Below are 9,612 nucleotides of genomic sequence, written 5' to 3' on the forward strand. Positions count from 1 at the left end.
CATGCTTGACCGCGCTTGCCTGAAAACCGGCGCCTATCGTTGTGCGAGCACTTCACGCCTGACCTGCAACGCGATCACCGCAAACCCTTTGCCAGTGCCGCGTTGGGAAACCGTATGGTTCTGATGCGCCGAGACATTCTCCCATTGGCTTACGAACTCAACGTGTTGATGGTCACTGTCGGTGTCAATTTGAAACGCTATGAAGCGTTCCGTTTGATCGAGGATCAAGCCATACAGGCGTGGCATTCCAGGGAAGTCGACTTCAAGATCGAGTACGACGGTTTTTGACCAATCAATACCTTGGCGCTCGCCGAAACGTGTCAAGGCCTCGGGAATATTGGTATCACGCCAGAATCGAGCGGTTTCCGTCAGGCGATGGGCAGTCACCGCATTCTGTTCCTGCACATTGAGTTGCCGCTTCTTGAGCAGACGATCTATTTCCATATTGCGCCCCCAGTATTGTTCACGCCCAAAAGCTCCCTTTTTGGATTCGTCGCTGATGTCAGCGCCAGGTGTAGCGACTAACGCGCCCCTGCGAACGTGGCGTCCATGGCCGAGCGGTCATAGTCCAGCAGGTATTGATTGTGCCGCTCGTACAGTTGCGAAAGCAGCGGTGCATTAGGGCCGACGACATCCATGCCTCTGTCGTCGTAGGGAAAAACCATGACCTGTTTCGGCAGATTGAACAGATACACATCAACGTGGGGATTGGACTCGATAACACCAAAATCTTTAGCCAACGCGCACCAGAGAAATGCTTGCAGGCTTGCGATCGGCGCTTCGAACGCGATGTTGATCCAGTACTCAGGCTCTTCTTCGCAATACCATTCTTCGACATCTATCTCCTCACTCCAGACTGAGCGTTCAGGAGGAATATCAACGCCGGCAGATCGAAATGCCTGAATCGTGGCCCGATGCATAAATCCATGGCTGCCTGAGTGAGTGCGCAGACACACCACAAACGTTTCTGCATCAGAAAAGATATCGCCGCAGATCGTTGTCGATTTTCGTAGGGCGGTCAGGAACTGCTCGATGATCCCGCCCGTTTCGGAGAGCTCGAAGCGCAGTCCTCCGGGGTAGGAATAGTAAAGCGGTCTGGCGAAGGCTTTGCCCTCAAAAATCCTCTCGATTTCTTCTCTTAGGTTCACGTTATCCCTTCGTATTCAAGAGCCTGTCTCCTTGGGCAAGGAGGTGCGGACAGATCTTACTGTAACCGTGACACCTGAGCTAAGTCGGTGAACTCAACGAGACGCTGAAGCTGCTGGCGTTTGGCGAACCAACGGCCTCGATGCGCGACGAAATCCACTTCCGACTATAGGCCAGCACACCTTGCGCGATGGCCGTGGGAAAGTGGATAAAACCGTGGGGTGAGGAGGGCAGCAGGTACATCTCGACCGGCGCTGATTGCGCCCAGCGCTTGGCGATGTCGAGGGTGTCGTCGCGTAGCGGATCGAGCTCACCGGCAAACAGTAGCGCAGGCGGGAAACCGCTGAAGTCCCCGTACAGGGGTGATAACGGTGGCTGGCGGCGTTGTTCGTCGGTCAGCTCCGGCGTGAGCAAGCGCAACGCCTCGACCATGCCGGGGCCGTCCAGCACCAGTGTGTCGGCAGGCGCGCTGCGTACGCTTGGCGTTCCGGTCAGGTCGTAGACGCCGTAATACAGCAGCGCGCCGCTGATGCGTTGCAGCAACTCCGGCCACTGCTTCAGCGCCAGTAACGTCGCCGCCGCCAGATGACCGCCCGCCGATTCACCGACCACCACTACAGGCAGACCGGCAAATTCGGCATCACTCAATACTCCGCGAGTAGCGTTCAGGCAGTCTTGCAGCAGACCTTCAATCGGCGTCGAAACCGCTAATCGATAGTCGACCGAAACCACCGTCACCTCGCAGGTATCGACGATGGCCGCGTTGAAGTTGTCGTCCATCTGCGCATTGCCGATCACCCAGCCGCCGCCGTGAAAATCCAGCACCACGCCTTTCGCCGGGCCATTGGGGCGGATGATCCGCACGGGCACGTTATCAATCAGCTTGCGCTCGGCCTTCAGGCCAAACTTGCGCAGTGCGCCTGAGCCGCCGATCTGGCTGACGCGTAACAGCGCCTGAATCAAACGCGGCGTCAGGCGATTGCGGATCTTGAAGCGCGGCAGCCAGGCCAACTTCCTGTTGAAGGCCCGCACCTCATTCAACTCGCGCTCGCCCTGCGGCCACGGTGTTGCAGTACCCCAATTGGCATTGCTCATCAGCGGTTCTTGATCAGGATGGAAAAATTCAACGCTGCCGCCACGCACAACCACGCCAGATAAGGAAACAGGATCAACCCCGTGATCAGGTCCAGTTGTATCGCCAGCACCACCATCGCCGCGACCACCAGCCACAACACGGTGAGAATCACCATCGCCGCCAGCACCTGATGCGCGCCGAAGAACACCGGCGTCCACAGCGTGTTCAGTGCAATCTGTGCCGCCCATAGAGCCAGCACAGTCTGGCTGCCGGGGATCAGGCTCAAGCGATAACCTGCCCAGGCCAGAAGCAGATAGATAATCGTCCAGGCCACGGGGAACGCCCAATTGGGCGGGGTGAACGAAGGTTTGTTCAGCCCTTCGTACCACGGCCCCGGTTTGAACATCACGCCGGTGGTTGCCGCTGCTGCGCAGGCTAGAAGAAAAATGAAGAAGGTCATCGCCATTCCTTGGCTGAACTCAGCCGGTAAGGGGTTTAAGAAAAGGACGCCCCAGCGCGCGAAAAGTTTGCCATGAATTCCAGATTGATCTGAGAGGCGATTCAATTTGAACTAAAAACTGACCATCGCGTCAGGATATTCAGTTGCCTTTTCCTACTGAAGCGGATGACATCATGTACACCTATCACATCGAATATCGATTCAACGGCGAGCCCCGGACTTTTCTGCTTGAACTCAAGGAACAGCAGTTGTCCGAGCACGAAGCCGCGATGCATCTGCTGGAACTGCACTTGGGCGACGCGGAAAACGGCCTGCTCATGCCCACCGCAGATTCAACGCCCGAGCAGATCCTCGAACATGCCGAGCGAGTAGGGATCACGGACATCAACGTCGTCAGCCAGACCAACTGACACCCGTCATTGTGGGAGCGAGCCTGCTCGCGAAAGCGCAGTGTCATCCTCACATCGGTTGGCTGACACACCGCTATCGCGAGCAGGCTCACTCCTACAGTGGTTCTGCCGCTTCGGTCACAATCGCTTTTGCATGATGATCGTGCGTTCGGCACCGTGATATTCGTCGCGAATCCTGTCGAATCCAAGCGATCGATAAAAACCTTCAGCCGTGATCGAAGAGGGCACGTGCAGCTTTGTGTAACCCTGACTAACAGCGACCGACTCAAGCTTTTCCATCAGCCGCTTGCCCAGCCCTTTGCCCTGGCAGCCCGGCTCGACAAACACGCTGCGAACCACATCCTGATCAAGACTGGCGGTGGCCACTATGTGCTGATTCAAAGTCGCCACATAAACCTGACGTTTGTCCAGCAAGCCCGGAATTGCCTGCGGCGAAAAGCTGCGCTGAACCTGCGCTATAACATCTGGCGAATAGTCGCGGCCATTGGACTCACGCAAAGTCCTCACGATGAGCTCACTGATTATGGCGGCATCTTCGCCTGTTGCGATCCGAATCTGATCATCCATTTTCGTTAGTCCCTGAGACTTTCCCTGCCGGTGGATGGACCAATCACGCACCCCACGGCCCATTCGCGCAGCCATTTCCCTTCAAAGCAAAACTGTCATATTCAGTATCACTTGCCTACCCATAGTGAACAGCCCAACGCTTAAACAATGAGGCTGCACCGTGTTTCAACGTCTTCTGTGTTCGCTGTCCGTACTGAGCCTGTCCATCGCCGCCGCCCATGCTGCCGAGTCTGTGCCGCTCGACACGCCGCGCCTGCAAGGCATCGACAACTTCCGCGACGTCGCCGGCATCACCACCGCGTACACCACGGCCCACGACGGCACGATGCGCGCCGGGGTGTTCTACCGTTCCAACGCGCTGACGCCGACCGCGGCCGATCTGGCGATTCTCAACGGCCTCGGCATCAAAGCCGTTTACGACTTGCGTACCCCCAGCGAAATCGCCGCCACCCCCGACACGATGATCAGCGGCGCAACCTGGCAGAACATCGACATCATCGGCAGCACCACCTCCGGCTCGAACATCACCAATATCTCCTTCAAAAGCGCCGCCGACGCCATCGCGATGATGGAGCAGACCAACCGTGCGTTCGTCAGCGACGCCGGCATGCGCAGCCAGTTCGGCAACTTGTTCAACGCACTCGCCAGCGTCGACGCCGCGCAGTTGTTCCACTGCACCGCCGGCAAGGATCGCACCGGCTGGACCGCCGCCGTGTTGCAAAGTATCGCCGGGGTCGACAACGCCACCATCATGGCCAACTATCTGGCGACCAACGACTACACCGCCGCTCGCGTCGCAGCCACGCTGAAAGCACTGCCGCCGAGCATGGCCGCCATCTACGAGCCGCTGCTCGGTGTGCAGGCCAGCTACCTTCAGGCCGGCCTCGACGAAGTCACCGCGCAATACGGCAGCATGGACAATTACCTCAAACAAGGCCTCGGCCTGTCGCAGGAAACGATCTATGTGCTGCGCGGCAAACTGGTCGAATACAACAGCCTGCCGGGTCAGGCCGGGCTGATCGGCAACGCCGCCGCTGGCGCCGAACTGCTTCGCCAATTGCAGAACACCAACCTGTCCGGCACCTACAGCGCCTATAACTATTACCTGCAATCGGCGATCGACGCCGGCACCCTCGGCGGCGTCGAATCGCAGGTCGGCGGCCAGGTCCACGCCGACGCCGCCAGCTACCTGCTGCGCCAAAACGCGATGATCGAACAAGCCGCCGCGCCGTTCGCCAGCGGCACTGACCTCAAGGTTGGCCAATACCGCCTCTGGACCACCGCGCTCGCCGGCTACCTCGGCACCGACGGCTCGGCCCACGCCGAAAGCAGTAATGAGCACAGCCAAGGCCTGATGGTCGGCATCACACAACGCTTCAGCGAACAACTCAGCGCACGCGGCGGTTTCGGTTACAGCAAGGGCAGCGTCGGAGGCGCGGGTGGTGAAGCAGATACCGACTTCACCTTCCTCAACATCGGCGCCCGCTACGGCTTCACCAGCCTTGAACAAGGCCTGTTCCTCGACGCCAATGCCAGCGCCGGCTACATCGACTACGACAGCAAACGCGACCTCGGCGGCGGCCTCGGCACCGCGAAAGGCAACAGCCACGGCAACCTCACCGGTGCCACGCTAGCTCTCGGCTACCGCGCCCCGGTCAACGGCATGACTTTCGAGCCGAGCCTCGGTTTGCGCATCAGTCACCTCGACCTCAACGGCTTCAAAGAGAAGGGCAGCGAACTCTCCCTCGACGTCGACGACAACAGCGCCACCCGCCGCAGTGCCGTCGCTAACCTCAATGTCGCTTTCGCCCCAGTGGCGATGGGCGCATGGCAATTGGTGCCGGGCGTGCAAGTCGGTTACGAACGCGCACTGGGCGACAACCAGGTCGACAGCCAAAGCCACCTGCTCGGCCTCGACATCGAACAACGTGCGGCCTTCGACAACCGCGACCAGTTCAGCGGCGGCGTCAACGTCATGGCCAGCCTCGGCGCCCTGAGTCTTGGCGCAGAAATCGGCGCCAATGGCGGCGGCGACAGCCACGGCTTCAACGGCGGCCTCAAGGCCAGCTACGCGTTCTAAAAGAAAACGGGGTCAAGGAAGACCCCAATCCAACAAACACCCCAAAACCACTGTGGGAGCGAGCTTGCTCGCGAAAGCACCAGACCAGTCAACATCAAATCGACTGACCCACCGCCTTCGCGAGCAAGCTCGCTCCCACAAATTTGATTCCATCCAATAGCAGCCAATCAAAAGCCCCTCACCCTAACCCTCTCCCGAAGGGAGAGGGGACTGACCGAGGCGTCTTGCGTCATGCATCGACCTGAAAGATCGAGGCGATTATGGATTCAAAGCAAGACTCTCAAGTCGGTGTAGATCTTCAATATCCCCGGCTCGGTTCCCTCTCCTTGGGGAGAGGGCTAGGGTGAGGGGAAAGCAGTCACCGCAAAATCAACTGGCCAACTCGGTCAAACGCACCCGCGCCCACTCCTCAATCAACCGCGCCGGCGTGCCATCCCCACGCTTAGCGACCCATCGGCGCGGTGCGACGTTTAGCTAAATCTTCTCACCACACGTTACCTTGCAAACCTGTTACCCAATCACCCCCGAGCCCGAAACTCCGCCGGACTCACCCCATAAGCCCCCTGAAAATACCGACAAAACCGCCCCACATTACTAAACCCGAATCGCAACGCCACCTCAGTCACCGACCCCGAGCCCCGCTGCTTCAATACCTCATAAGCCCGCTCCAGCCGCACCTGCCGCTGATAAGCCACAATCGACATCCCGACAAACCGCCGAAACCCTTCCTGCAACGCGCGCTGACTGACATGGCTCGACCGCGCCAGATCCACACCACTGACCAACTGCTCCGGATGCGCCTGAATAAACTCCACCGCCAACTTCACATGCCGCGGGGCAACCATCGCCGTCGGCCGCCGCAACGCCTCGGAAAAGTTATGCGGCCAAGCCTCCAGCACCGCATCAACCAACATCTCGCGCAAGCGCGACGGCATCAACGTCCCGCTGTTGATCAACAGATCAAACTCGGTGCCTGTGGCTAGATCGATCAATGCCTTGATCCCCTGAAACGCCGCCGAATTCAGATCCACGCTGGGTTCAAAAACAATCTTCTGCAGAATCGGTTTATCCAACAGCGTCGACAGTCGCTCGGTGAGCTGAAGACGATTGATCGACATCCCGTGATGCGCGTGATCATCAAAGAAGCGCATCGAACGGATATCTGCCTTATCGATTGCCAGCCCCACGTGCGACACACCGATGGACTCAGTAGCGTGGTTGAAAACGATCTTGCCGGCAGTGGGAATGACGAACGTGATCTCATCCTGTGGATCAGGGAAAGCGACGGTGAAATCACCGTTATAATGCATCCGCCGAAAACTCACGCCATCGTGCCGACCGTAAACGCCGCCGATAATGATGTTCGACGGCAGCGGCGGGTTGTCCGCGTAGCGGTTGCCAAACAATTTCGAAAACATTGCACCGAAATCGTCCGAACGGAGGTTGTCGGAGCGCAGGATGATTTGTTGGCGAACGGGAGTCGGAAACACCTTGGCGGCACCTTCTTTTGGGGCTCTAGGACAGGGGTGTAGGGTAGGGCGCAGAGGAGATTAGCAGAGGAAATATGACGGGTTTGTGACGGTCGGAAACATGCCGTAACACCGCCGTGCCATGTTTAAGCGAAGGACACTCGGCAGGCCATTGCCGACATGGCAACCTGCTAGCGACTTTACTCAGCGAACAAACAGAGGCACCGCGCCGAACGCCAGCCCCTGTTTACTGCGACCTGAAAGCTTTCGAATTAATGGAGCGGCAATGCAAGCCAACACACAAACACTTCCCATCACCCTGACCCCGGAACTCGACTTCGACCAAAACGCTGCCAGCGCTTTCGGCGAATCGCTGACCAGCGAATACACCCAAGCCACGCCATTCCCGCACATCATCATCGACAACTTCCTGCAAGCAGACGTCATCGCGAGCATCCGCGAACACTTCCCGGTCGAACCGACCAGCAACGAACAGACCTACGAGCGCGGCTACAAAGGCCAACTCAAACGCCAGATCAGCCCCAACGCCTGCAGCCCGTACCTGAAGAACGTCTTCAACACCTTCAACTCCGCACCGATGCTCGAATTCCTCGAAAAACTCACCGGCATTCAAGGGCTGATTCCAGACCCTTATTTCGCGGGTGGTGGCTTACACGAAACCAAAACCGGCGGCTTCCTCGGCGTGCACTCGGATTTTCGGTTGAACAAAAAGCTCAACGTGGAGCGGCGGCTGAACGTGATCATTTACCTGACCGAGGACTGGCAGGAGGCGTACGGCGGCAACCTGGAGCTTTGGGATGTGGGGATGAAGAAGTGTCTGAAGAAGGTGCTGCCGATTTATAACCGGTGTGTGATTTTTAATACGGATAAAGATAGCAACCATGGGCATCCGGAGCCGTTGACTACGCCGGAACACATTACTCGGCGGTCGATTGCGCTTTATTACTACACGGCGAGTGGGGTGGGCGGGGAGCCGGGGCAGAGGAATAAAACGCACTATAAGCCGCGGCCGAAGGATCGGTGGAGTTTGAGGTATTACTTGAATAAGGTGTTTAAGAAGAGGGATTAAGGTGACATAGGGCGGAAATAATTAGGCTGCCTTTTATTAAATCTCTTTTTTGAAACTATGAGGATGATTGCAGGCAGCTTGGGATCTGAAATGCTTCGGGCGAGGGCGATCGGTAAAAAAGTTGAGCTAGAAGAGAACTCACAAGGGCAGAGATGGTGTGTGTGCCTCCTGCTGTCGGGTCGGTTAGCAGAAAAGAAAATTCGCAGGCGTTTACTTGCAAAGCCAGCCGGGACGCCTAGGCTGGATAGCTAATCGCCAGTACGCGATTGAGGTGTGGGCAGACCGCTATCCGTGCGGTCACGACCCTCGATATTTAAGTGAGCGCCGCCAGCCTAGCTCTGCTTCCTGCATGGGTACGAAGAATGATCGAGTCGATTAGCCTTTCTAATATCGCCACCTACAGCCCCGATAAATCCGAAGAAATTGTTGACCTAAAACCAATTAATTTCTTCTACGGAGCAAACGGCGCGGGCAAGACCACAATCAGCCGGTTAATCGGGAATCCCGCCATTTCGGTACATTCTCAAATCAAGTGGCTGAGGAACATCCAGATCCCAGCAATGATCTACAACAATGATTTTATTACCTCTAACTTTACTGACTCGAAAGAGCTTCAAGGTGTTTTCACGCTTGGGAAGGCAGAGCAAAACCAGCTTGATCGCTTGGCGTTACTTAAGGATGAAAAAAAACGCCACGAACAGATGAAGACGAAGTCAACCATTCTTCTTGACGGTGAGGATAGTAAAACAGGAAAGAATGCCGAACTCGTTTCTTTAGAGGCAAAACTGGTCGTTCGGTGCTGGGAGCAAAAAACAAAACATGACGAGCTTTTCAAGGGTGCTTTCACCGGTTTGAGAAACAATAAAGAGGCGTTCAAAGCGAGGGTTCTTAAAGAGCATGCGAGTAATACTTCGCCATTGGTCGACTTGGCCGACCTGCAAGCACGAGCCTTGGTGCTATATGGTGAGGAGCCTTCGATAATTTCTTCTGTTCCAAATTTGGACTTGGGACGGTTAATTGTGTTTGAAGATAGTCCGGTTTTAATAAGGAAGATAATTGGTAAAGACGATGTCAGTATCTCAGCTATTATTCAGAGGTTGGGTAATAGCGACTGGGTTCTGCAGGGTGTGAAGTTTCTGGAGCATACAGACGAAAAGTGTCCGTTTTGCCAACAGAATATCCCCCATGATTTCGAAAAAAATCTTACTGACTATTTTGATGAAACCTTTGAAGCTGATTCCAGAGCAGTTGCGACTTTGCGCTCGAGCTATTTCCAGATTGCTGAAGAGATATTGGTTCAGGCCCGTGCTTTATT

The 9,612-nt window shown here is 56.5% G+C and carries 10 protein-coding genes; 4 read left to right on the forward strand and 6 right to left on the reverse strand.

The window, feature by feature from the left end; translation table 11 throughout:
- Nucleotides 1-33: 33 nt before the first annotated feature.
- The 4 genes from F8N44_RS28320 to tspO all read right to left on the reverse strand — a co-directional run bounded on the left by F8N44_RS28320 (nucleotide 34) and on the right by tspO (nucleotide 2,681).
- Complete coding sequence (locus F8N44_RS28320) at nucleotides 34-444, reverse strand: hypothetical protein (protein WP_150652649.1); 411 nt, start codon at nucleotides 442-444, stop codon at nucleotides 34-36.
- 77 nt (nucleotides 445-521) lie between these two features.
- The gene (locus F8N44_RS28325) at nucleotides 522-1,148 is read right to left on the reverse strand and encodes a DUF3885 domain-containing protein (RefSeq protein ID WP_150652650.1); all 627 of its coding nucleotides are present in this window, start codon (nucleotides 1,146-1,148) and stop codon (nucleotides 522-524) included.
- Between the two features lie 79 nt (nucleotides 1,149-1,227).
- The gene (locus F8N44_RS28330) at nucleotides 1,228-2,241 is read right to left on the reverse strand and encodes an alpha/beta hydrolase (RefSeq protein WP_150652651.1); all 1,014 of its coding nucleotides are present in this window, start codon (nucleotides 2,239-2,241) and stop codon (nucleotides 1,228-1,230) included.
- A complete protein-coding gene (gene tspO / locus F8N44_RS28335) occupies nucleotides 2,241-2,681 on the reverse strand; it encodes a tryptophan-rich sensory protein TspO (RefSeq protein WP_150652652.1) in 441 nt (146 codons plus the stop codon). The genes F8N44_RS28330 and tspO overlap by 1 nt, the downstream gene beginning before the upstream one ends.
- 143 nt (nucleotides 2,682-2,824) lie before the next feature.
- On the opposite strand from tspO, the gene F8N44_RS28340 reads away from it, so the two are divergent.
- Nucleotides 2,825-3,091 (forward strand): hypothetical protein, encoded by a 267-nt coding sequence (locus tag F8N44_RS28340; protein ID WP_150652653.1) that lies wholly within the window; start codon nucleotides 2,825-2,827, stop codon nucleotides 3,089-3,091.
- A gap of 117 nt (nucleotides 3,092-3,208) precedes the next feature.
- Here the strand turns inward: F8N44_RS28340 and F8N44_RS28345 are convergent, their stop codons facing one another.
- Nucleotides 3,209-3,658 (reverse strand): GNAT family N-acetyltransferase, encoded by a 450-nt coding sequence (locus tag F8N44_RS28345; protein ID WP_150652654.1) that lies wholly within the window; start codon nucleotides 3,656-3,658, stop codon nucleotides 3,209-3,211.
- Between the two features lie 160 nt (nucleotides 3,659-3,818).
- Here F8N44_RS28345 and F8N44_RS28350 point away from each other — a divergent pair, with 160 nt between their 5' ends.
- Nucleotides 3,819-5,738, forward strand: a complete 1,920-nt coding sequence (locus tag F8N44_RS28350) for a tyrosine-protein phosphatase (protein WP_150652655.1) — start codon at nucleotides 3,819-3,821, stop codon at nucleotides 5,736-5,738.
- Between the two features lie 518 nt (nucleotides 5,739-6,256).
- On the opposite strand, the gene F8N44_RS28355 is transcribed toward F8N44_RS28350, so the two are convergent.
- Nucleotides 6,257-7,228, reverse strand: coding sequence for an AraC family transcriptional regulator (locus tag F8N44_RS28355; RefSeq protein ID WP_150652656.1), 972 nt, complete (start codon nucleotides 7,226-7,228; stop codon nucleotides 6,257-6,259).
- A 265-nt stretch (nucleotides 7,229-7,493) separates the two neighbouring features.
- On the opposite strand from F8N44_RS28355, the gene F8N44_RS28360 reads away from it, so the two are divergent.
- Both F8N44_RS28360 and F8N44_RS31920 read left to right on the forward strand, forming a co-directional pair.
- On the forward strand, nucleotides 7,494-8,297 hold the full coding sequence (locus F8N44_RS28360; protein ID WP_150652657.1) for a 2OG-Fe(II) oxygenase: 804 nt from the start codon (nucleotides 7,494-7,496) through the stop codon (nucleotides 8,295-8,297).
- A 317-nt stretch (nucleotides 8,298-8,614) separates the two neighbouring features.
- On the forward strand, nucleotides 8,615-9,612 hold a 998-nt coding region (locus tag F8N44_RS31920; protein ID WP_224794826.1), incomplete at its 3' end, for an AAA family ATPase.

The organism is Pseudomonas fluorescens (genome assembly GCF_902497745.1).
GTDB classification, from domain to species: domain Bacteria; phylum Pseudomonadota; class Gammaproteobacteria; order Pseudomonadales; family Pseudomonadaceae; genus Aquipseudomonas; species Aquipseudomonas fluorescens_BM.